General features: G+C 63.9%; 23 protein-coding genes. 17 read left to right on the forward strand and 6 right to left on the reverse strand.

The annotated features are described in order from the left end of the window. Window positions 1–151: 151 nt before the first annotated feature. The 3 genes from GGD66_RS08710 (at window position 152) to GGD66_RS08720 (ending at window position 2,847) form a co-directional block, all read left to right on the forward strand. Window positions 152–1,177: an FUSC family protein gene (locus GGD66_RS08710; protein WP_183257412.1), complete on the forward strand. Its 1,026-nt coding sequence runs from the start codon at window positions 152–154 to the stop codon at window positions 1,175–1,177. Between the two features lie 110 nt (window positions 1,178–1,287). Next, window positions 1,288–2,277 (forward strand): tripartite tricarboxylate transporter substrate binding protein, encoded by a 990-nt coding sequence (locus tag GGD66_RS08715; protein WP_183257413.1) that lies wholly within the window; start codon window positions 1,288–1,290, stop codon window positions 2,275–2,277. Window positions 2,278–2,421: 144 nt separating this feature from the next. Continuing rightward, window positions 2,422–2,847, forward strand: a complete 426-nt coding sequence (locus GGD66_RS08720; protein ID WP_183257414.1) for a hypothetical protein — start codon at window positions 2,422–2,424, stop codon at window positions 2,845–2,847. Between the two features lie 37 nt (window positions 2,848–2,884). Here GGD66_RS08720 and GGD66_RS08725 read toward each other — a convergent pair whose 3' ends face one another. Then, on the reverse strand, window positions 2,885–3,853 hold the full coding sequence (locus GGD66_RS08725; RefSeq protein ID WP_018320733.1) for a helix-turn-helix domain-containing protein: 969 nt from the start codon (window positions 3,851–3,853) through the stop codon (window positions 2,885–2,887). 511 nt (window positions 3,854–4,364) lie between these two features. Between GGD66_RS08725 and xoxF5 the strand changes: the two genes are divergently transcribed. From xoxF5 to GGD66_RS08760, 7 genes are all read left to right on the forward strand, one after another. Then, window positions 4,365–6,167 carry a lanthanide-dependent methanol dehydrogenase XoxF5 gene (gene xoxF5 / locus GGD66_RS08730; protein WP_018320734.1) on the forward strand — a complete coding sequence of 601 codons (1,803 nt, stop codon included), beginning with the start codon at window positions 4,365–4,367 and terminating at the stop codon, window positions 6,165–6,167. A 111-nt stretch (window positions 6,168–6,278) separates the two neighbouring features. Then, on the forward strand, window positions 6,279–6,767 hold the full coding sequence (locus tag GGD66_RS08735) for a c-type cytochrome, methanol metabolism-related (RefSeq protein ID WP_018320735.1): 489 nt from the start codon (window positions 6,279–6,281) through the stop codon (window positions 6,765–6,767). 60 nt (window positions 6,768–6,827) lie between these two features. Then, complete coding sequence (locus GGD66_RS08740) at window positions 6,828–7,937, forward strand: S-(hydroxymethyl)glutathione dehydrogenase/class III alcohol dehydrogenase (protein ID WP_018320736.1); 1,110 nt, start codon at window positions 6,828–6,830, stop codon at window positions 7,935–7,937. Between the two features lie 32 nt (window positions 7,938–7,969). Then, complete coding sequence (gene gfa / locus GGD66_RS08745; protein ID WP_018320737.1) at window positions 7,970–8,533, forward strand: S-(hydroxymethyl)glutathione synthase; 564 nt, start codon at window positions 7,970–7,972, stop codon at window positions 8,531–8,533. Between the two features lie 631 nt (window positions 8,534–9,164). Further along, window positions 9,165–9,617 (forward strand): (2Fe-2S)-binding protein, encoded by a 453-nt coding sequence (locus GGD66_RS08750; RefSeq protein WP_018320738.1) that lies wholly within the window; start codon window positions 9,165–9,167, stop codon window positions 9,615–9,617. Window position 9,618: 1 nt separating this feature from the next. Then, window positions 9,619–11,946, forward strand: a complete 2,328-nt coding sequence (locus GGD66_RS08755) for a molybdopterin cofactor-binding domain-containing protein (protein ID WP_183257415.1) — start codon at window positions 9,619–9,621, stop codon at window positions 11,944–11,946. A gap of 72 nt (window positions 11,947–12,018) precedes the next feature. Beyond that, entirely contained in the window at window positions 12,019–12,276 is a 258-nt protein-coding gene (locus tag GGD66_RS08760) for a hypothetical protein (RefSeq protein ID WP_018320740.1), read from the forward strand. A 280-nt stretch (window positions 12,277–12,556) separates the two neighbouring features. Here the strand turns inward: GGD66_RS08760 and GGD66_RS08765 are convergent, their stop codons facing one another. The 4 genes from GGD66_RS08765 to GGD66_RS08780 form a co-directional block, all read right to left on the reverse strand. Beyond that, the gene (locus GGD66_RS08765) at window positions 12,557–14,284 is read right to left on the reverse strand and encodes a methanol/ethanol family PQQ-dependent dehydrogenase (RefSeq protein ID WP_092261827.1); all 1,728 of its coding nucleotides are present in this window, start codon (window positions 14,282–14,284) and stop codon (window positions 12,557–12,559) included. A gap of 117 nt (window positions 14,285–14,401) precedes the next feature. Continuing rightward, the gene (locus tag GGD66_RS08770; protein WP_092261860.1) at window positions 14,402–15,055 is read right to left on the reverse strand and encodes a ubiquinol-cytochrome c reductase iron-sulfur subunit; all 654 of its coding nucleotides are present in this window, start codon (window positions 15,053–15,055) and stop codon (window positions 14,402–14,404) included. Between the two features lie 263 nt (window positions 15,056–15,318). Further along, on the reverse strand, window positions 15,319–15,783 hold the full coding sequence (locus tag GGD66_RS08775) for a group III truncated hemoglobin (RefSeq protein WP_018320743.1): 465 nt from the start codon (window positions 15,781–15,783) through the stop codon (window positions 15,319–15,321). Between the two features lie 269 nt (window positions 15,784–16,052). Further along, window positions 16,053–16,904: a 3-hydroxybutyryl-CoA dehydrogenase gene (locus GGD66_RS08780; protein WP_026202414.1), complete on the reverse strand. Its 852-nt coding sequence runs from the start codon at window positions 16,902–16,904 to the stop codon at window positions 16,053–16,055. A gap of 356 nt (window positions 16,905–17,260) precedes the next feature. On the opposite strand from GGD66_RS08780, the gene pstS reads away from it, so the two are divergent. The 6 genes from pstS to GGD66_RS08810 all read left to right on the forward strand — a co-directional run bounded on the left by pstS (window position 17,261) and on the right by GGD66_RS08810 (window position 21,232). Continuing rightward, on the forward strand, window positions 17,261–18,316 hold the full coding sequence (pstS, locus tag GGD66_RS08785) for a phosphate ABC transporter substrate-binding protein PstS (RefSeq protein ID WP_183257416.1): 1,056 nt from the start codon (window positions 17,261–17,263) through the stop codon (window positions 18,314–18,316). A gap of 88 nt (window positions 18,317–18,404) precedes the next feature. Then, window positions 18,405–18,749: a helix-turn-helix transcriptional regulator gene (locus GGD66_RS08790; protein ID WP_183257417.1), complete on the forward strand. Its 345-nt coding sequence runs from the start codon at window positions 18,405–18,407 to the stop codon at window positions 18,747–18,749. Window positions 18,750–18,760: 11 nt separating this feature from the next. Further along, window positions 18,761–19,240: an ArsI/CadI family heavy metal resistance metalloenzyme gene (locus tag GGD66_RS08795; RefSeq protein WP_183235290.1), complete on the forward strand. Its 480-nt coding sequence runs from the start codon at window positions 18,761–18,763 to the stop codon at window positions 19,238–19,240. Between the two features lie 17 nt (window positions 19,241–19,257). Beyond that, window positions 19,258–19,668 (forward strand): arsenate reductase (glutaredoxin), encoded by a 411-nt coding sequence (gene arsC / locus GGD66_RS08800; protein ID WP_183235289.1) that lies wholly within the window; start codon window positions 19,258–19,260, stop codon window positions 19,666–19,668. Next, window positions 19,668–20,366 carry an MIP/aquaporin family protein gene (locus tag GGD66_RS08805; RefSeq protein ID WP_183257418.1) on the forward strand — a complete coding sequence of 233 codons (699 nt, stop codon included), beginning with the start codon at window positions 19,668–19,670 and terminating at the stop codon, window positions 20,364–20,366. Before arsC ends, GGD66_RS08805 begins: the two co-directional genes overlap by 1 nt. A 167-nt stretch (window positions 20,367–20,533) precedes the next feature. Beyond that, entirely contained in the window at window positions 20,534–21,232 is a 699-nt protein-coding gene (locus tag GGD66_RS08810; protein WP_183257419.1) for an ABC transporter permease, read from the forward strand. Here GGD66_RS08810 and GGD66_RS08815 read toward each other — a convergent pair. Beyond that, window positions 21,206–22,015, reverse strand: a complete 810-nt coding sequence (locus tag GGD66_RS08815; RefSeq protein WP_183257420.1) for an extracellular solute-binding protein — start codon at window positions 22,013–22,015, stop codon at window positions 21,206–21,208. The two genes, GGD66_RS08810 and GGD66_RS08815, sit on opposite strands and share 27 nt — an antisense overlap. 161 nt (window positions 22,016–22,176) lie before the next feature. Here GGD66_RS08815 and GGD66_RS08820 point away from each other — a divergent pair, with 161 nt between their 5' ends. Then, window positions 22,177–22,476: a hypothetical protein gene (locus GGD66_RS08820; RefSeq protein WP_183257421.1), complete on the forward strand. Its 300-nt coding sequence runs from the start codon at window positions 22,177–22,179 to the stop codon at window positions 22,474–22,476. The last annotated feature ends 263 nt before the right edge of the window (window positions 22,477–22,739 follow it).

Below are 22,739 nucleotides of genomic sequence, written 5' to 3' on the forward strand. Positions count from 1 at the left end.
GTCACGGAGTACTGGATCGCCCGCCCCAGTGCGCAATTGCGCACAAGGCGGGCGATGACAACGAGGGTGTGGCGAGGCCGTCGGGCCCTACGCAAAGTTCTGCATCATTCCGTGCTATGCTTGGCTTTTTCATTCGCCCCTTTGGTGCTCCGTGAATTCGCCCATCAGCCCGTCCGCCACCAACCTGCGCGACCTGCTCTCCCGCGAAATCAAAACCGCCGAGCTGCTGCGCGCGCTGATTGTCGTCGGACCGATGGTGGCCGCCTATTTCATCGCGCGCGAAACGGCGCTGCTCAATCTCGGGCTGGTCGCGGTCTCGTTGCTCATTCCCGCGCTCAGGCAGCACTTTCCGCCGAAAGTCATCGTCTGGCACTACCTCGCCATCCTCGTGACCTTTGCCGCACTCTTCCTGGCAGCCCCGATCAAGCCGCTATTCGCGGTGCTGACGGCGCTTGCCGGTTTCCTGGCGGTGGCAGGGACCCGCTATGGCGAGCATTTCCGCACACTGGGCAATTGGGTATTCATCCCCGCCGTCTATCTCGCCTGCGAGGTGCGGGAGGGCGTGAGCACCGCCGAAGCGCTGCGCCATGCCGGCGTGGTCGTCGCCTCCTCGCCGATCGCGCTGGCACTGGTCTGCGGCATCCGGATTTACGACCAGCGAGGGCAAGGCGATGCCGCAACCTCGTTCGGACCGCCCGCGGCCGAATGGTTTCTGCCCGCGCTGGCAACCGCCATGGCGGTGTTCGCGGCGGCAGCGCTGGTCGAGATCCTGAACCTTGCGCAGGGGCAATGGGTGATGTGGTCGGCCGCGAGCGTCGTGGTCGGCGATCTCTCGACGTCCACCGACAAGCTGAAGCAGCGTACGATCGGCGCCTTCGTCGGCGTGCCGCTGGGCTTCCTCGCCGGCATCGTATTGCCGCAGAGCCGCGTCGGCTATGCGCTCGCGGTGCTGGCGGCGACCCTCACGCTGATCTCGTTTTCCCGCTACATCCTCGGCTTCGGCCTGCGCTGCTTCTTCATCGCGCTGGCCGCCTCCTTTGCCGGCGGCGCCAGTGGCATCGCGGAGGAGCGCATCGTCAACGTGCTGATCGGCGGCAGCTTTGGCCTCATTGCCGTGGCCCTGACCGAGATCGTGTGGCTGCGCATCATGCGTAAGGCGCGGTCGCCCCCCGGGTGAGGCGCGAATGGGCACCTCGCCGCTGTGTCGAATGCGCCAATCTGTCTCGCTCGCCGGCCATGGCGGCGCCAGCCTGATGCAGTAGGTTCGGCCAAAATCAGGAGGGAATCATGTCCGCCAAATTCGATCGCCGCCACTTCGTCGCCGCCGGTACCACCGCACTTGCGATGCCCTTCGTCATGCGCAACGCCTCGGCGCAAGCCGCGTGGCCGTCGCGGCAGATTCGCATGATTTGCAGCTATCCCGCCGGCGGGCAGACCGACCTGCTCGCGCGCGCCTATGGTGAGTTCATCTCCAAGCAGGTCGGCAAGACTGTCGTCGTCGAGAACAAGCCCGGCGCCTCCGGCGCGATCGGCACCGCCGAAGTCGCCCGCGCCGAGCCCGACGGCCACACCATGCTGTGCTCGATCTCGACCACCTACATCATGAACCGGGTGGTGATGAAGAATCCCGGCTACGACATGGACAAGGATTTGGCGCTCGTCAGCGTCATTCCGGGTGCCGGCCTGTTGCTGGTCGCGAACCCCAAGACCGGGGTCAAGACGCTGGAGGATTTCGTCGCGTTCGCACGCAAGAGCGGCAAGGTGAACTTCGGCACCTATAGCGCCGGCTCGGCCCCGCACATGACGATCAACGAGCTCAACAAGCAGTATGGCCTGTCCATCGAGCCGGTCCATTACCGCGGCGAAGCCCCGATGTGGACGGGGATGCTCGAAGGCACGCTGGATGCCGCGATGGGCAGCTACACGGCGGCCCAGTCGGTCCTGCAAAGCGACCGCGGCACCGTGTTCGCGGTGCATTCGAAGAAGGTCGATGCGATCCCTGCTATCAAGACCCTCCCGGAGCAGGGCGCGACCTCGAAATTCTTCACCGTGAGCGGCTTCTCGGGCTGGGCCGTGCCGAAGGCAACGCCGCAAGCGGTCGTCGACCGCCTGGCCGAGCTGTGCGTTGCCGCCAACAACGATCCGAAAGTGAAGGAAGTTCTCACGACCTTCGTGCTCGAACCCGCAATCGGCTTCAAGGAGAGCAACGCCCTGTATCAGCGCGAACTGCCGATCTGGATCGAGAGCGCGAAGTCTCTCGGCCTCGAGCCGGCTTGAGGATCGAGGCGCGGCGCAACGCGCCCGCCGTCCTTCCCGGGCCGGCTTCCGACCAAAGCCTAGTGTCGGAAACGCAATTTCACGCTATGATTGTGCGCCACCGCCGAGAGCCTTCATCGGGGCGGAACGGGAAAGGCCGATTGCATGACACCGGATGGAGTCGCTGTCGCCGTCATGGTCATCCTGCTCTTTCCGATGGGCTATTTCACGCTGGCATCGCCCGCCTTCCTGCTGGTGAAGCTCGATATCCAGCCCGTCGCCCAGCTGCTGCGCGGAATGTTCAACGCCCATTTTCTGGTGATGCGCATCGCCGCCGTGATTGGAACGGTGGCCTTCCTCCTCGACGGCCGCCTGGCGGCTGCGATGGGCGTCGGCATGATCGCTGCCCTGGCAATCTGGGGGCGCAGCTGGTTCATGCGGCGGATGGACGACCAGCTCAGCGCAAGGGACGCCGGCGATGCCGAAGCCCCGAGTCGGTTGCGCAGGCTACATTGGAGCGGAATGCTGGGCAACGCGGTGCTGCTCGTCGCTCTCGTGGTCAGCATTCCCTATATTGCGACGTCGGCGTAAGCGGGATCGCAATCGCTGGCAGCCCCTTGCGTCCGGCCTAGTGCTCGCCCGAACTCGCGGTGGCCTGCTGCGCCTTGTGGATCGAGGACGGCACCACGCCGAAATATTTCCGGAACACCCGGCTGAAATGCGATGAGCTGGAGAAGCCCCAGGAGAACGCGACGTCGGTGATGGTCTTGCCGGCGTGGGCCTCGAGCTCCTGGCGGCAGTTCTGCAGGCGCGCCTGCCAGATGTAGTCGCTCACCGTGGTGCCGCGCTCCGAGAACAGCATGTGCAGATAGCGCTTGGAGCAGCCGAGCTCGGTCGAGATCTGGTCGATGCACAGATCCGGATCGCGCAGGTGCTCGCGGATGAAGAACTGCGCGCGCACATACATCGCTTCGGGCCCGACACGGTCGAACATCGTGTCGGCTTCGCGCAGCGGCAGCAGCAACAGGTCGATCAGCGAATCGGCGACGCCGACCGCGCTGTTTGCCGACAGCTTTGCCGCCTCGTCGAAGGTCGCATGAACGAAATCGTGCGCGATCCGCCCCGTCCCTGTCTTCGACGACAGCTTGCAGGCGGGCATCCGCTGCGACGGGAATCCGCGGTCGCGCAGCAGCGCCTTGGGCACGATCACGACGTCGTGACGGGTGAAGGCCGGGCTGATGATCGAATGCGGGCAGGAGACGTCATAGGCGATGATGTCGCCCGGGTTGATTTCGATGTGGCGGCCTTCTTGTTCGAAATAAGACACGCCGTAAGTCTGGAAGTGAATCTTGATGTACGGATGCTCGTTGGCCTTGGCGCGCGCCAGCGTATGGGCGATGCGATGCTGACTCACTTCGATCTGGCAGAGCTTCAGGCGCGAGACGCTGGTGTAGTCGATGCGGCCCTCGAGCGAGGACGCCTCCAGCGGATCGACGTCGAAATGCCCACACAGACTCGTCAGCCCGTCGATCCAGCTTTGGATCTGGCGCTTCGGCGTCATGCCGGTCGTCGAGAGCGTGTGAATGGTGTCGGACATTAATCCAGCCACTGGTTTGATCCGGAGAGACGCGAATCGCAACCAGCGCTGCCGGAGCCCTCAGCCGTGATTGCGTGACGTTTACCTCGAATTTGAGCGGTCTTTTGGCACGAGCGCCATCGTTCCATTGCCACCCTTGAAACTTAATCCTCCGCCTTAGTTGCAGCGCCGTCAAGGGGAACCTGAGCGTTGAAGGCACTGTCAAAGCGATGCGGAAGCCGCTGAATTCGCTACTGCAAAATCAAAATCTTCGCGTCCGTGCGCTATGAAGCAAACCGCCTTCTCTCTTGGGCAAGTTTCCCGATGACGAAGTCGTTAGGGATTGCGGCAGGAACAACAAGAACGGGCCGCTCCTGCACGTGGACCCGTGGCTCTCATCAGGAGGAGGAAACAGCACAGCATCGTTTCTGGTCCCAACCGTGACCGCCCTGCACGAGCAGACGCCGGACGAGAAGCCCGGTGAATCAGTATTGCTTCGGAAACAATAAACGAGACCAACGGAGGAATAACTATGCGCAAGGTGCTACTGGCGACCTTTCTTGGCTCCGCGGCGGCGCTCGCCGTCGGGGGCGCCTCAGCCAATGACGAACTGGTCAAGATGTCGCAGAACCCGAAAGATTGGGTGATGCCGACCGGCGACTACGCCAATACCCGCTATTCCAAGCTCAACCAGATCAACGCACAGAACGTAGGCAAGCTCCAGGTGGCCTGGACCTTCTCGACCGGCGTGCTGCGCGGCCATGAAGGCGGCCCGCTGATCATCGGCAACATGATGTACGTCCACACGCCGTTCCCGAACAAGGTCTATGCCATTGACCTTTCGCAAGAGAACAAGATCGTCTGGAAGTACGAGCCGAAGCAGGATCCGAACGTCATCCCGGTGATGTGCTGCGACACCGTCAACCGCGGCCTGGCCTACGGCGACGGCAAGATCTTCCTGCATCAAGCCGACACCACCCTCGTCGCGCTCGATGTCAAGACCGGTCAAGTTGCGTGGACCGCCAAGAATGGCGATCCGAGCAAGGGCGAGACCGGCACGTCGGCCCCCATGGTCGTCAAGGACAAGGTGCTGATCGGCATCTCCGGCGGCGAGTTCGGCGTCCAGGCCCATATGTCGGCTTACGATATCAAGACCGGCAAGCTGGCATGGCGCGGATATTCGGAAGGACCGGACAACCAGCTCCTGGTCGACGACAAGACCACCGCGCTCGGCAAGCCGATCGGCAAGGATTCCAGCCTGAAGACCTGGCAAGGCGATCAGTGGAAGATCGGCGGCGGTGCCACCTGGGGCTGGATCTCCTACGATCCTGAGCTGAACCTCGTCTACTACGGATCGGGCAACCCCTCGACCTGGAATCCGAAGCAGCGTCCCGGCGACAACAAATGGTCGATGACGATCTGGGCGCGTAACCCGGATACCGGCGTCGCCAAGTGGGTCTATCAAATGACGCCCCACGACGAATGGGACTATGACGGCGTCAACGAGATGATCCTCTCGGACCAGTCGATCAACGGCCAGCCGCGCAAGCTGCTGACGCATTTCGACCGTAACGGCCTCGCCTACACCATGGACCGCACCAACGGCGAACTGCTGGTCGCCGAAAAGTACGATCCGAAGGTGAACTGGACCTCCGGCGTCGACATGGACAAGAACTCGCCGACCTACGGCCGTCCGAAGGTGCTGGACGCAGCTTCGACCGACAAGGCGGGCGAGGACGTCAACGTGAAGGGCATCTGCCCGGCCGCGCTCGGCACCAAGGACGAGCAGCCGGCAGCCTACTCGCCGGACACGCAGCTGTTCTACGTTCCGACCAACCACGTCTGCATGGACTACGAGCCGTTCAAGGTGAGCTACACCGCGGGCCAGCCCTATGTGGGTGCGACGCTCTCGATGTATCCGCCGGCGGGTGAAACCCACATGGGCAACTTCATCGCCTGGGACGGCAAGACCGGCAAGATCGTCTGGTCGAACAAGGAGCAGTTCTCGGTCTGGTCGGGTGCGCTCGCAACCGCCGGCGGCGTGGTGTTCTACGGCACGCTCGAAGGCTACCTGAAGGCGGTCGACGCCAAGTCCGGCAAGGAGCTCTACAAGTTCAAGACTCCCTCCGGCATCATCGGCAACGTCACCACCTATGAGAACGGCGGCAAGCAGTATGTCGCAGTGCTCTCCGGCGTCGGCGGCTGGGCCGGCATCGGTCTGGCGGCAGGCCTGACCGATCCGACCGCAGGTCTCGGCGCGGTCGGTGGCTATGCGGCCCTCAGCAACTACACGGCACTCGGCGGTACGCTGACCGTGTTCGCGCTGCCGAACTAGGCCCATCAGCATCGCTCCGGCGCGTGGAATCAAATCCACGCGCCGGCTCGTCTCCCCCGGGCTCCTTCGAGGATGAATCTCTTGCGTAAAATCTGCTCTGTCATTGCTGCGATGATCTTGGTTGCGTCCGGAGGAATTGCGGTCGCGGACGGTCCGGGCGATCCGACCGCCGTGAAGAAGGAAGACGACGGAAAGTGGCTCGATAAGGAAGGCACTCCGACCTACAAGATTTCCGACGGCACCGTGGACTGGTTCACCTATTCCGGATACCGCCGCTATCACTCCGACTGCCACGTCTGCCATGGGCCTGACGGCATGGGCTCCACCTACGCGCCAGCACTCAAGGATTCCGTCAAGTCCATGAGCTATGGCGACTTCCTCGGCGTCGTCGCCTCCGGTCGCAAGAACATCTCGACCGCGCAGGAGAACGTCATGCCCGCCTTCGGCGATAATCCGAACGTCGCCTGCTACATGGACGATCTGTACGTCTATCTGCGCGCCCGCTCCACCGAAGCATGGGGCCGGCAGCGTCCCTCCAAGAAGGAGGAGAAAACGGAGGCCTACACCAAGGCGGAAGACGCCTGCATGGGCCATAAATGAACGTTGCTGAGGCTGCCGAGACTACCTCTTGGCACCTCGCGAGAATTTGAGGAGCTACCAATGAAGACACGTGCCGCCGTCGCTTTCGAAGCCAAGAAGCCGCTCGAGATCGTCGAGCTCGATCTGGAAGGACCGAAGGCCGGCGAAGTCCTGGTCGAGATCAAGGCGACGGGCATCTGCCATACCGACGCCTATACGCTCGACGGCTTCGACAGCGAGGGAATTTTCCCATCGGTCCTGGGACATGAGGGTGCGGGCATCATCCGCGAGATCGGCCCTGGCGTGACCTCGGTGAAACCGGGCGACCACGTCATCCCGCTCTACACGCCGGAATGCCGGCAGTGCAAAAGCTGCCTCAGCCAGAAGACCAATCTCTGCACCGCGATCCGCGCGACGCAAGGCAAGGGCGTGATGCCCGACGGCACCAGCCGCTTTTCCTACAAGGGCAAGCCGGTCTATCACTACATGGGCTGCTCGACCTTCTCGAACTTCACCGTGCTGCCGGAGATCGCGGTCGCCAAGATCCGCGAGGACGCCCCCTTCGACAAGAGCTGCTACATCGGCTGCGGCGTCACCACCGGCGTCGGCGCCGTCGTCAACACCGCGAAGGTCACGCCCGGCTCCAACGTGGTCGTGTTCGGCCTCGGCGGGATCGGCCTCAACGTGATCCAGGGCGCCAAGATGGCCGGCGCGGACAAGATCATCGGCGTCGACATCAACGACTCCAAGGAGGATTGGGGCCGCAGGTTCGGCATGACCGAGTTCGTCAACCCCAAGAAGATCACCGGCGACATCGTCCAGCACCTCGTCGGCCTCACCGATGGCGGCGCCGACTACACTTTCGATTGCACCGGCAACACCACGGTGATGCGCCAGGCGCTGGAAGCCTGCCATCGCGGCTGGGGCACCTCGATCATCATTGGCGTTGCCGAATCCGGCAAGGAGATCGCCACCCGCCCGTTCCAGCTCGTCACCGGGCGCAACTGGCGCGGCACGGCCTTCGGCGGCGCCCGCGGCCGCACCGACGTGCCGAAGATCGTCGACTGGTACATGAACGGAAAGATCCAGATCGATCCGATGATCACCCACGTGCTCAAGCTCGAAGAGATCAACAAGGGCTTCGACCTCATGCACGAGGGCAAATCCATCCGTTCAGTCGTCGTCTACTAGCTCGAAAGCGTCACCCCAAGGAGGATCGACCCATGACTGTTGCACTCCATCCATCGATCGACAACGGCCTCAAACAGGGCAGCGGCAGCTTCGCCGGCGGCACGCTGGCTTGCAAATGCAAGGACCACCAGGTCAAGGTCGGCATCAAGGGCGACGTCGCCCACAATCACGCCTGCGGCTGCACCAAGTGCTGGAAGCCGCAGGGCGCGACGTTCTCCGTCGTCGCCGTGGTGCCGCGCCAGAACGTCACCGTGCTCGAGAACGGCGACAAGCTCCAGATCGTCGATCCGTCCGCGGTGATCCAGCGCTACGCCTGCAAGGCGTGCGGCACCCACATGTACGGCCGCATCGAGAACAAGGGCCACCCGTTCTACGGTCTCGACTTCATTCATCCCGAGCTGTTCCAGGAGCAGGGCTCGCAGGCGCCGCAATTCGCCGCCTTCGTCTCCTCGGTGATCGAAGCGGGCGTGAAGCCGGAGCAGATGGCGGGCATCCGTTCGCGGCTGAAGGAAATCGGGCTCGAGCCCTATGATTGCCTGTCACCGGCGCTGATGGACGCGATCGCGACCCACGTCGCCAAAGCCAAGGCCGCCTGAGCAAGGCGGTCGGACGTTCGCCATGCCCTATCCGCTCGCTGGCCTCGATCAGTGCCAGCGAGCCCGGGCCCGGCCCCGAGACGGTCGCGGCGATGCCGCCGCCCCTGCAAGCTACGTGTATGCGAGCGTGATTGGCTCCCTCAGTCCTGGTCTCTGAATGACTGCGCAGCGCCGCCAACTTCCGTCTTGAAGTTCCCCGGCCCCTGCGTTTCTCCCTCCCTCGACTGAGGCACCTTGCTTCGTCCGCGCAGTCTTTCTGGCGGACGAAGCTTTTTTCATCGCACCCCCTGTTTGCGAATACGCGGCCCACGCGGCGCGCTGACGCGCCCTGCTTTTGACAAACCATCGATGCAATCTTTTCCCGGTGAGAACACCCGGCTGTGAACGCCGGGCGGGGGCGATCTCTGCTACGATCGCGCCGTCACGATGCCGCACGACGTTCAATCAATTAAGAACAAAAAACGGGGGAGGTATCGAGCACATCCAGACATCGCCATCGGCGTTCCTGCCTCCCTCCGGGATCTGCCCGCGCGGGACGAGGGCGGAATGTGGCGCGACCCGGCACGACCCGTCGCCGACCGGCGTCGGCAAGTTTTGAATTTGGCATGCTTATGAAGAGCGAGGGACGATCATGATCAAGGTGAAGATCAACGGCCAGGAACAGAGCTGGGACGGCGACCCGGATCTCCCACTACTCTGGTTCCTGCGTGACGAGGCCGGACTGACCGGCACCAAGTACGGCTGCGGCCAGGCCCTGTGCGGCGCCTGCACCGTCATCGTCGACAAGCAAGCCGTGCGCGCCTGCATCACGTCGGTCAATGACGTCGCCGGACGCGAGGTCACCACGATCGAAGGGCTGCATCCGACTGGCGATCATCCGGTGCAGAAGGCGTGGCGCCAGGTCAACGTACCGCAATGCGGCTTCTGCCAGGCCGGTCAGATCATGCAGGCCGCCGCGCTTCTGATGGACAACCCGAAACCCTCGCACGACCAGATCCGCGAGTCGATGTCAGGCAACATCTGCCGCTGCGGCTGCTACCAGCGCATCGAGAACGCGGTCCATCTCGCATCGACGGGGGTGTGACATGAATTTCATCGACAATCCCGGCAAGCTCCATAGCTTCGAAAAACGTGGCTTCGAAAAGAACATCAAGGTCGAGAAGGTCTCGCGCCGTAGCATCCTGAAGGGGCTCGGCATCACCGGCGGCTTCGTGCTCGCCGCACCCGTGATGTCGCGCCAAGCATTGGCCTACGAGACCGGCGCCGGCAAGATGCCGCACGGCGTCGTGGTGGATCCGCGCGTGTTCGTTTCGGTCGGGCCCGACGGCATCGTGACCATCGTGGGTCACCGTTCGGAAATGGGCACCGGCGTCCGCACCAGCCTGCCGCTGATCGTGGCCGAGGAGATGGAAGCCGACTGGTCTAGGGTCAAGGTGCAGCAGGCCCATGGCGACGAGGTCAAGTTCGGCAACCAGGACACCGACGGCTCGCGCAGCACGCGGCATTATCTGATCCCGATGCGCCAGATTGGCGCCTCGGCCCGCACCATGCTGGAGCAGGCCGCGGCAAAGCGCTGGGGCGTGCCGGCGATCGAGGTCAAGGCGGTCAATCACGAGGTCGTCCACAGCGCCAGCGGCCGCAAGCTCGGCTTCGGCGAGCTCGCTGCCGACGCCGCCAAGGAATCGGTGCCCAGCATCGAAGGCCTCAAGCTGAAGGACCCCAAGAATTTCCGGTATCTCGGCAAGGGCCAGGTCGGCATCGTCGATCTCCACGACATCACCACCGGCAAGGCGCATTACGGCGCCGATGTGCGGCTGCCGGGCATGAAATATGCCGTGATCGCGCGCCCGCCGGTAACCGGCGGCAAGCTGGTCTCGTTCGATCCCGATGCGGCGCTGAAGGTCCCCGGCGTCGAAAAGGTGCTGAAGGTTCAAGGCTGGCCGTGGCCATCAAAGTTCCAGCCGCTCGGCGGCGTCGCCGTGATCGCGCGCAACACCGGCGCGGCGATCAAGGGCCGGGATGCGTTGAAGCTGGTCTGGGACGATGGTCCCAACGGCAAATACGACTCCGTCGCCTACCGTAAGGAGCTCGAGGAAGCCTCGCGCAAGCCGGGCCTCGTCTTGCGCAAGGAGGGCGATGCGGACGCTGCCCTGAAGGGCGCCGACAAGGTGATCGTCGGCGAGTACTACGTCCCGCATCTTGCTCATGTCAGCATGGAGACGCCGGTGGCGGTCGCCGACGTCAAGGGCGACAAGGCGGAGATCTGGGCGCCGGTGCAGAGCCCCGGCGGCACCCGCGAGGACGTCGCCAAGACGCTCGGCATTCCCGAGGGCAACGTCACCGTCAACGTCACGCTTCTCGGCGGCGGTTTCGGACGCAAGTCGAAATGCGACTTTGCGCTCGAGGCCGCGCTGCTCTCGAAGGAGCTCGGCGCACCGGTGAAGGTGCAGTGGACGCGCGAGGACGACATCCATAACGGCTTCCTGCATACCGTCTCGGTCGAGCGGATCGAGGCCGGCCTCGACAAGAGCGGCAAGGTGGTCGCCTGGCGCCATCGCAGCGTGGCCCCCAGCATCGCCTCGACGTTCGCTGCCGGGACCGTGCACCAGGCCCCGTTCGAGATCGGCATGGGCCTCGTCGACATGCCGTTCGAGATCGCCAACATCTCGTGCGAGAATCCGGAAGCCGCGGCGTTCACCCGCATCGGCTGGTTCCGCTCGGTCTCGAACATCCCGCGCGCCTTCGCGGTGCAATCAATGGTCGGCGAGATCGCGCAAGCGACCGGCCGCGACCAGAAGGAGACGCTGCTCGCGCTGATCGGAAGCCCGCGCATCGTCAAACCGGAGGTGAAAGACCTCTGGAACTACGGCGAGCCCCAGGAGAGCTACCCGATCGACACCGCGCGCCTGCGCAAGGTGGTCGAACTGGTCGCCGAGAAGGGTGAGTGGGGACGCAAGGTACCGAAGGGCCACGGCCTTGGCATCGCGGTGCACCGCAGCTTCGTCAGCTACATCGCGACCATCGTCGAGGTCGCCGTCGACGACAAGGGCAAGCTGACGGTGCCACGGGTCGACACGGCGATCGATTGCGGCACCTATGTCAACCCCGAGCGCATCGCCTCGCAGATCGAAGGCGCGGCGATCATGGGGCTGAGCCTCGCCAAATACGGCGAGATCACCTTCAAGGATGGCAAGGTGCAGCAGAAGAACTTTGACGACTTCCAGGTCGTCAGGATGGATGAATCTCCTGTGGTGACCAACGTCTACATCGTGCCGCCCGGACCCGATACGCCGCCGAGCGGCGTCGGCGAGCCCGGTGTTCCGCCATTCGCACCGGCGCTGATCAATGCGATCTTCGCGGCGACCGGAAAACGCATCCGCTCGCTTCCGATCGGCAAACAATTGGAAGCGTGAGACGGAACAGAGGCACGAGACGGAACACAAGCGGTCTCGCGCCGTTTCCATCGATCTGACAGGAGCAGATCGATGACAAATATCTCAAAGGCGCTCGCAGTCTCGTTGCTGTCGGGCGCCTTTCTTGTGACGGCCTCCGGCGCATTCGCCCAGAGCAACACGACGCCGCCGGCCACCGCGACACGCCCCACCGCGCCGGACCAGAACTCGCTGCCCAACGCCGCCCCGCCTGCCTCCACCACCCAGACCACCGGACAGCACAATCCGGATCCCAAGGTTCGCGAGATGAACCAGAAGGAAAAGGACAAGGTGGAGCGTCAGGGGAAGTAGCCTTCGCGTCTGCGCATTGATGCGCCCTCTCCCCTGCGGGAGAGGGCAGCGACGCTGGCTGACACGAGCTCACTAGGGTGAGGGGTTGTCTCGGCGAGTCCACCTCGCGATGAGAGCGCGGATAGAACCCCTCATCCGGCGCTTCGCGCCACCTTCTCCCGCAAGGGGAGAAGGGAAGTAAGCGCGTTCGACGCCTTCCATCGCAAAAATGCGGCGGACGTTGCCGTCCGCCGCATTCGCCACCCCCCTGCTGCTCCGCTTCTTTCGATCCGCCGCGGAGCTACTTCTTCAGCGCGAACACCCAGATGACGCCGCCTTGCGGCACGTTGGCTTCGATGCCGATGTTGTTGGTCACCAGCGCGTCCTGGATGCGCTGCGCGTCGACGCCCCATCCCGACTGGATCGCGATGTATTGGGTGCCGTCGATCTCATAGGACACCGGCATGCCCATGATGCCGGAGTTGGTCTTCTGCTCCCACAGGAGCTCGCCGGTCTTGGCGTTGAAGGCGCGGAAGTTGCGGTCATTGGTGCCGCCGACGAAGATGAGATCGCCCGCGGTCGCCGTCACCGAACCGAACAGCTGTGACTTCGGGAAGTTGTGTTGCCACACCTTCTTGCCCGTAGTGGGATCCCAGGCCTGCAGCTCGCCGAAATGATCCGCGCCCGGCTTCGTCTTCAGGCCGATGTCTTCCGGCTTGGTGCCGAGCCAGAGCTCACCCGGCTTGAGGGCAACTTTCTCACCGGTGAACCCGCCGCAGAAATTCTCGTTGGCGGGCACGTAGACGAGGCCGGTCTTCTGGCTGTAGGCCGCCGACGGCCAGTCCTTGCCGCCCCACAGCGACGGACAGAACTCGACACGCTTGCCGATCACCGGCTTGTGCGCGGGGTCGACGATCGGCTTGCCGCTCTCGGGCTCGATGCCCTTCCAGACGTCGGTCGAGACGAACGGCCAGCCGGCGACGTAGTTGATCTTGGTCGGCGTGCGCTCGAGCACCCAGAAGATCGCGTCGCGGCCCGGATGGACCAGGCTCTTGATGTTGCGGCCATCGCGTTGCAGGTCGATCAGCATCGGCGCATCGACCTCGTCCCAGTCCCAGGAATCGTTCTGGTGGTACTGGTGATAGGTCTTGATCTTGCCGGTACTCGGATCGAGCGCAAGCACAGAGGAGGTATAGAGGTTGTCGCCGGGATGGGTCTCGCCGGGCCATGGCGCGGCGTTGCCGACGCCCCAATAGATCGTCTTGGTCTCCTTGTCGTAATTGCCGGTCATCCAGGCTGAGCCGCCGCCGTTCTTCCAATCGTCGCCCTGCCAGGTGTCATGGCCCGGCTCGCCTTCGCCTGGAATGGTGAAGGTTCGCCACAGCTCCTTGCCGTCCTTGGCATCATAGGCCGCGATATAGCCGCGCACGCCGAACTCGCCGCCGGAGCCGCCGACAATGACCTTGCCATCGACGACCAGCGGCATCAGGGTCATGTACTGGCCCTTCTTGTAGTCCTGCACCTTGGTGTCCCACACCACCTTGCCGGTCTTGGCATCGAGCGCGACGACGTGGTCGTCCGTGGTGGCGAGATAGAGCTTGTCCTCCCAGAGGCCAACGCCGCGGCTGGTCGGGTGCAGCTGGAACAGATCGTCGGGGAGCTGCCGCTTGTAGCGCCAGTATTCGTCGCCGGTCTTGGCGTTGAGCGCGATCACCTGTCCCATCGGGGTCGCCACGAACATCACGCCGTTGTTGACGATCGGCGGCGCCTCGTGGCCTTCGACGACGCCGGTGGCAAACGTCCAGACCGGCGTGAGGTTCTTCACGTTGGAGGTGTTGATCTGATCGAGCGGGCTGTAGCCGTGCCCGTCATAGGTGCGCCGATAGAGCATCCAGTTGTTTGGCTCCGGATTCTCCAGCCGCTGCGCGGTGACCGGTGCGTAATTCTCGATCGGACCTGACACGGCGGCGGTCGAGGCGAGGCAGGTGAAGGCGACGAAGCCGGACAGGTACCATTGCTTCCTGGTCATGGACGTTCCCCTTTTCATCCGTTTGAATTCTTGTGTTGAATTCTTGTCGTTCGTCCCGTCGTCCGCCCAACGGCGGATACGACCTCTCGTGACGCGGGCGTGGGCCCGCACCGTCCGTCATCCTGGCTGCGCGCCACCTACCTTTCCGATGAAATTGCCGGCGACGCTGAGCGAGCCGTCAGCGAGCGCCACCGGCAGCGCCGCGAGCCGTCGCGGCGCCGGGCCGAACACGACCTGTGCGCCCGCACGAGGATCGTATTCGGAGTTGTGACACATGCACTTGAACACCTCCTTGTCGCCGACATCGCTCTTCACCCAGGCGGTGACGGGACAGCCGGCATGCGAGCAGATCGCCGAATAGGCGATGATGCCGTCGACCGCGCGCGCGGCCGTCTTCTCGTCAAGCTCGGCGGGATCGAGCTTGATGATCAGGATCTCGTTGAGCCGGGAGGCGCTGCGCACCACCGATGTCTTGGGATCCTTCGGCCAGGCATGCACCGGCGGTCCGCCGGCCGGCAGGTCGGCCGCGGTGATGGGCTTTCCCTCCTTGTCGCCTTCGGAAAAGACAAGCACATCGCCTTTCTGCGGCCGTTCGTCGGACCCGGGCGGATCCTCGCCCGCGTGCGCAGACGCGGAGCAACCGAGGCAGGCGGTGGTGGCGAGCGCGCCAAGCAGGATCGTTCGCCGCGTCTGCTCGGCACAGGCGTCGGCTTCGGGTTTCCCAGGACTCTCGGACGGTGATGAATTGGTTGTGAACGATGCGCGGGACATGTTCACAAGCAGGCGCTGGAACTCTGCCGAAAACAAGGCGAAGAGTTGGCACCGCAGTGCATCAATGTGGCTTTGCTCGCGTTGATTGAACAACGATGAACGTGTTCAAGCGCCTTTTCACAATTTCAACGTCGCGCCGCGCGAGCGGCATGATGATTTTGCAGATCAGACCGATGATGTTGGAATTGGTGCAACGCGCTATTCGTCGCGCTGCGCAAACGCAGCGCGACGACCCTGCATGTTTTGCAGGCAGCCGGTCGTCGTCAGGACCTGAGCACGTGGCGCGGCGCGGCGATAGAACCGGAGACGGTGGCCGATGCCATCTCAAAACTGTCGGCGATGCGGCGCGCTTTGTCGATGAACAGGCTAGCTGCTGGCGGCGGGCAGACCTCGCGCGCGGTCTGCTCGAACAGATCGAGCCAGCGGTCGAAATGATCGCCGACCAGGCTCAGCGGTAAATGCGCCCGCATTGGCGAGCCGTGATAGCGGCCGCTCATCAGCACTACCGAGGACCAGAAATCTCTGAGCTTGGCGAGATGCTCGTCCCAGTTCTGCACGATCCCGAACACCGGGCCCAGCCGTGCATCTTCGCGCACGCGCCCATAGAAGCGGGTGACGAGTTCCCCGATCATCTCTTCGGTAATCCCGGTGCGCTCGATCGCATCCTGGGTCAACAGGTTCCGCCGCGCGGCCGCCGCCTCGCGCTCGGCCTTCAGTCGATCCGACATGTCCTTCGTTTTCCGTTCGTTGTTCCCCGCGTTCCCGCGAGCCGCCCGTTCGACATTGTCAGGCCAAATGCGCCCGACATCTTTGTCATGGCGTAAATTGCGGGATTGGGCCGCGGGCGTTTCGAGCCCGGCGCCTGCTCCTTGATCAGTATCGTAGGGTGGGCAAAGGCGCACTTGCGCCGTGCCCACCATCAGTCCGATACGGCCACGGAACGTGGGCACGCTTCGCTTTGCCCACCCTACGGGACCGTCTTTGTCGCGATGACAGATCACGTACCGTAGCTGTAGAAGCCCTGCCCGGTCTTGCGGCCGAGATGGCCTGCATCGACCATCTCCTTGAGCAGCGGCGCTGGCCTGTATTTAGGATCGTTGAAGCCCTTGTAAAAGACCTCCATCACCGAAAGCATGGTGTCGAGCCCGACGAGATCGGCCAGAGCCAGCGGCCCGATCGGATGGTTGCAACCGAGCTTCATGCCGGCGTCGATCTCTTCCGCCGTCGCAATCCCCTCCTGGAGGGCGAAGATCGCCTCGTTGATCATCGGGCACAGGATGCGGTTGACGGCAAAGCCCGGGCTGTTCTTGGCGGTGATCGCCACTTTGCCGACGCGCTTGGCGAAATCGAGGGCCTTGGCGTGGGTGTCGTCGGAGGTCTGCAGGCCGCGGATCAGCTCCAGCAGCGCCATCACCGGCACCGGGTTGAAGAAGTGCATGCCGATGAAGCGGTCGGGACGATCGGTCGCCGCAGCGAGCTTCGTGATCGAGATCGACGAGGTGTTGGTCGCAAGCAGCGTTCGCGGCGACAACGTCGCGCAGAGATCCTTCAGGATCTTGACCTTGAGCTCCTCGTTCTCGGTTGCGGCCTCGATGACGAGATCGCAATCGGCAAGCTTCGCCCGGTCGGTGGTGCCGGTGATGCGCTTGAGCGCCGCCTCGCGATCGGCCGCCGACATCTTCTCCTTCTTGACCAGACGCTCGAGGCTGCCGCCGACGGTCGACAGCCCGCGGTTCACCGCCGCGTCGGAAATGTCGACCATCACGACCGAGAGCCCGGCCGCCGCGCAGACCTGCGCGATACCATTCCCCATGGTCCCTGCCCCGATGATGCCAACGGTCTGGATCATTGCTCCATATCCTTCATCCTTGCGGCCCCGCCGACACGGCACGGCCCATTATTCCCTGCACCAGGGTCTAGCACCGCCACGGGGCGCCTGCGACCTGATCCGCCCTCTCCTTAAAGCATCCACGGCGGGAATAAAGCTGCCGGCGGGCGCGAAACGGCCCGATTTGGCCGCCTGGCGCGCAATTTGCCCCAAATTGCGTCCCTGCCCGGCCGGGACGGCAATCTCCCTCAATCGGACGACGCGGCGGAGCTGACGGCGTGGTGTAGTCGGCGCGCAATGGCCAGCGCGAATGCCTCGCGACGCAATTGTGAGATCGACCACATCGGCTTCGTGCCCCACCTGTTAGCCTCGCGCAAATGAAGACACATATTGCACTTCCCATCATCCTCGCCGCTCTGCTCGTCGCAACGCCAGGCTTGGCAGCCGAGACCAGAGGAGCCGGCTCAACCTTCGTTTCGCCCGTGATGGCGAAATGGACCGACGCGTATAAGGCCAAGACCGGCAACGTCGTCAGCTATCAAGCGGTCGGCTCCGGCATCGGCCTCGGCCTGATCAAAAAGGAAGCCGTCGATTTCGGTACCAGCGATATGCCGCTCGACCCCAGGGAGTTGGACAGGCTCGGCCTGATGCAATTCCCGATCGTCATCGGAGGCGTCGTGCCAGTGGTCAATATCGACGGCGTCAAGCCTGGCCAGATCCGCTTCACCGGGCAGGTGCTCGCCGATATCTATCTCGGCAAGCTCAGATCCTGGAGCGATCCGGCGATCGCCGCGATCAACCCCGACGTCAGATTGCCGAACGCTGCGATCACGGTGGTCCATCGCATCGACGGCTCCGGCACGACATTCAACTGGTCGAACTACCTGTCGAAGGTCAGCCCGCAGTGGAAAGCCAGCGTGGGCGAAGGCACCTCCGTCGAGTGGCCGCTTGGCCTCGGCGGCCGCGGCAATGATGGTGTCGCCTCGCTCGTCGGTCTCATACCCGGCGCGATCGGCTATCTCGAATATACTTACGCGCTGCAACGGCTCGACCGGATTTCCTTTGGAATCGTGCAGAACAGCGCCGGCAATTACGTCGTGCCCGACGCCGCATCTTTTCAGGCGGCGGCATCAAGCGCGGACTGGAAGGCGGAGAAGGATTTCCATCTCGTGCTCACCGACGCGCCCGGCGAAGACGCCTACCCGATCACGGCGACGACCTTCGTGCTGATGCCGAAGGCGCCGAAATCACCGGAACGATCGGCAGCCGCCATCGACTTCGTCCGCTGGTCGCTGGAAAACGGAAAATCCGAGGCCCAGACGCTCAACTACGTCCCGCTGCCGCCTGCCTTGATCGACCAGATCGAACGCTATTGGCAGCAGAGCATCGGGGCTGCGCCCACGGTCTCGGCATCGGCTAGCGTGAAGCGCTGAACAGCGACGGCGGCCCGTCAATCGAGATTGGCTCTCCGCATGCCAATCTCGATTGACAGGCCGCCGTTATTTCAATAATCGTTGAAATATGGAAAAGACGGACGCCGTCGCGGCGCTTGCCGCGCTTGCTCAGGACAATCGCCTCGATGTTTTCCGCCTGCTGGTGCAGGCCGGCCCCGAAGGCCTGACCGCCGGCGCGGTGGCCGAGGCGCTGGATCTCGCCCCCAACACGCTGACCTTCCATTTCGACCGGCTACGGATGGCCGGGCTCGCGACCGTCCGTCGCGAGGGGCGTTCGATGATCTATGCGGCGCGATTCGAGACCATGAACGCGCTGGTCGGATTCCTGACCGAAAGCTGCTGCGGCGGGGTGTCATGCGCTCCGGCAAAGCCTTCGAAACCGGCGCGGAAGCGCAGCAAAGTTCCAGCCTGAAAGGACAGACCATGAAGCGCCTGCACGTTCACGTGTCCGTCGAGGATCTCTCCCATTCCATCGGATTCTACTCCGCCCTGTTTGCGAGCGAGCCCTCGGTCGTGAAGTCCGACTATGCCAAATGGATGCTGGACGACCCCCGCGTGAATTTTGCGATCTCGACGCGCGGACGCGCGGCTGGGCTCGATCATCTCGGCATCCAGGTCGAGACCGGCGAGGAACTCCAGGAGGTCTATGCCCGGCTGCGCAAGGCCGGCGGCAACGTCGTCGAGCAGGGGCAGACCACCTGCTGCTATGCCAAGTCGGAAAAGTCCTGGATCGACGATCCGGCCGGCATCGCCTGGGAAACCTTCCACACCACGGGCGAGAGCACCGATTACGGCGACGGCAGCGGCGAGAATCAGGCGCGGGTCGCGCATGAGAAACCGGAGCAGCAATCGGCCTGCTGCGCGCCGCAGGCGGCGCCGGCAGCCTCAAAGGCCTGCTGCTGAGCACGATGGCATCTGCAATGGACGCGATCATCTACCACAATCCCGATTGCGGCACGTCACGCAACACGCTCGCCATGATCCGACATGCCGGTATCGAGCCGCACGTGATCGAATATCTGAAGACGCCGCCGTCGCGCACCCTGCTGCAGCAGCTCGTCGCGCGCATGGGGATTTCGGTGCGTGAGGCGGTTCGCGAGAAGGCTGCCCCCTATGCGGAGCTCGGGCTCGCCAATCCGGCGCTGACGGACGATCAGCTGCTCGACGCGATGATGGCGCATCCGATCCTGATCAACCGGCCGATCGTGGTGACGCCGAAAGGCGTCAGGCTCTGCCGCCCCTCCGAGCTCGTGCTGGATCTGCTGCCGCCGCAGCGGGGCGAATTCGTCAAGGAAGACGGCGAGCGCGTCAGGCTGGATCGCGACGCCTGATGCCGAGCCTTGCACAGCGCGCCTTCGCCGAGTGGCTCGGGACGGCGTTCCTGCTTGCTGCGGTGGTCGGCTCCGGGATAATGGCGCAGAAGCTCTCGGGCGGAAACGTCGCGCTGGCGCTGCTGTGCAATACGATCGCCACGGGCGCAATCCTGGTGGTGCTGATCCTGATCTTCGCTCCGATATCGGGGGCTCATTTCAATCCGGCGGTCACGCTCGCATTCGCCTTGCGCGGCGAAACGACGTGGACGGACGCGGCGACCTACGCCATCGCCCAGATCGCCGGCGCGGTCGCGGGTGTCGGGATCGCGCACCTGATGTTCGAGCTTCCTGTCCTCCAGCTTTCCCTCACGGCCCGCACCGGAGCCGGACAATGGCTGGCCGAGGCTGTAGCCACCTTCGGTCTGCTCTCGACGATCTTTGGCGTCGGGCACCGGACCAACACCGCCGTGCCTTACGCTGTCGGCCTCTATGTCACGTCGGCGTACTGGTTCACCTCGTCCACCTCGTTCGCCAACCCCGCGGTCACCATCGCCCGCTCGCTGTCCGATACGTTCGCGGGTATTGCCCCACAAGGCATGCCGGCTTTCATTGCCGCCCAGTTCATCGGCGCGGTTCTCGCCGTTCTGCTCGCGCGCTGGCTTTGGGCCCCCGATAGGCAAAGCTCCCCTCAGATCGCGTCAGAAGAGCCTGCATAACGCGGCGCCAGCCGCATTTTTTGAATTGAATCGCGTTTCCAAACCGTTCCCCCCGGGTATTCTGCGGATGTCAGCAAGACTCGCAGGAACCGGTCCGTGAAGCCGCTACGAACACCCGATATCGACGATCAGGAGGCATTCCGCCCGGCACCGAAGCGTCAGGCCGCATGAACGACTTCGCACGATCCGTTGGCGCGGCGCTCTCGCTGATCGGCGAAGCCGACGCCGAGCTGCTCGGCATCGTCGCATTGTCGGTGCGCGTCAGCCTGACCGCGAGCATCCTTGCCCTGCTGATCGGCGCGCCGATCGGGGCCTTGCTGGCGATCACGCGCTTCCGCGGGCGGCAGGTGATCATCGTGCTGACCAATGCGCTGCTTGGCCTTCCGCCGGTCGTGGTCGGGCTTGCGCTCTATCTTCTGCTGTCGCGGTCCGGCCCGCTCGGGGTGGCCGGATTGTTGTTCACGCCGGCCGCCATGGTGATCGCGCAGACGCTGCTGGCCACGCCGATCGTGGTGGCGCTGGTGCACCGGCCGGCGAGCCTGCTGTGGGCGGAATATGGCGATCTGGCACGGATCGACGGGCTGTCGATCTTCCGCTGCATGGCGCTGCTGTACGCGCTGGGCCGGACCTCGCTGCTGACGGCGTTTCTCGCGGCCTTCGGGCGCGCCATCGCCGAGGTCGGTGCCATCATCATCGTCGGCGGCAACATCCGCGGCTTCACGCGCACGATGACGACCGCGATCGCGCTGGAGACCAGCAAGGGCGATCTGCCGCTGGCACTCGGACTCGGACTGATCCTGCTCGCGCTCAGCGTCGCGGTGTCGACCGTCGCCTTCCTTCTAGTGGGACGCGTTGGGGAAAAATAGCTGCTCGCCGCCCACCTTGTAGCCGGCGATCGCGTCCTGCCCCTTCGGCGAGACCAGCCAGTCAATGAAGGCTTGCCCATCCTTCGCCTTCACGTTCGCATGCTTGGCCGGATCGACCAGCATGACGCCGTACTGGTTGAACAGCCGCTTGTCGCCCTCGGTCAGGATGGCAAGCTCGCCGCGATTCTTGAACGACAGCCAGGTGCCGCGGTCCGACAGGACATAGGCGTTCGACGACGACGCCATGTTCAGCGCCGGGCCCATGCCCTGGCCGATCTCACGATACCAGCTGTCCTTGCCGGCACTGATGTCGACGCCCGCCTCCTTCCACAGCCGGAGCTCGGCCGCGTGCGTGCCGGATTTGTCGCCGCGCGAGATGAACGGCGCCTTCGCTGCCGCGATCTTACGCAGCGCATCGGTGACATCCTTGCCGCCGGCGATCTTCGCCGGATCGCTCTTGGGCCCGACGACGACGAAGTCGTTGTACATGACGTCGAAGCGCTTCACGCCCTGCCCTTCGGACATGAACTTGTCTTCGGCAACCCGGTCATGGACGAACACCACGTCGGCATCGCCGCGCCGCCCGATATCCAGCGCTTGTCCGGTACCGACGGCAACGACCTTCACGCTGATGCCCTCGGCCTTCTCGAACAGCGGCAGCAGATGGCCGAACAGGCCCGACTGTTCCGTCGACGTAGTCGAGGCAACCGTGATGGTGCGATCCTGCGCGAATGCGATGGTGGACCAGAGCAAAGCTGCTCCGATGGCAACAATCTTCCTCATGCGTCGTCCCCCACAAACAATGACGGTCCTGAATAGCCGATGGCGATGGCGACGGGAACCCCGACATTCGGCCGCAGAGAGTTGAAGCGGTGGCGACAAATCGGCAGGAACGCCGTCGCCGCAGGCGGATTGTCCGGAGATGTCATGTCAAGGAGAATCCCATGAAAAAGATCATTCTGGCATCCGCATGCATCATGGCGCTGGCGACCGGTAGCGCCTTCGCGCAGACACAACCGGCTCCCGGCGCCTCCGGTCAGGGTGACGTCGGCCCCTCCTCGCGCGGCCCCGCGACCAAGGGAATGACGACCGGCAAGTCGTCGAACATGCAGAACGAGGCCGCCGACAGCAAGGGCGCGCAGTCGCCATCGGCCGGTGGTACCAACACGAATAACATGGGCAGCCAGGCCGGAGGCAGCGCGGGTTCAGGATCCGGTTCAGGTTCAGGTTCCGGCGGGCGATAGACCAAGACGCAGAGCTCGGCCCGGGCCGTCTTGAAGCGCGAGGCTCGCGAATCAACCGCGACATGTGGCGCAGCGAGTCTCGGCTCGCTCCGTCATGTTGCGCGCACAAGATTCCGGTCGCCGTCTTGCCGTGTACGTCATCAATTTATGTTCGACGCGCGTGGTGTAGTTACCGCAGCATTAATTCTGTCGACCTGACGTTGCATCGGAAACACACTGCACATCTTTCCCGATGCGCGGCAACGATCAGCATTGACCCGATC

It is taken from the genome of Bradyrhizobium sp. CIR48 (assembly GCF_014198315.1).
In the GTDB taxonomy this organism is placed as follows: Bacteria; Pseudomonadota; Alphaproteobacteria; order Rhizobiales; family Xanthobacteraceae; genus Bradyrhizobium.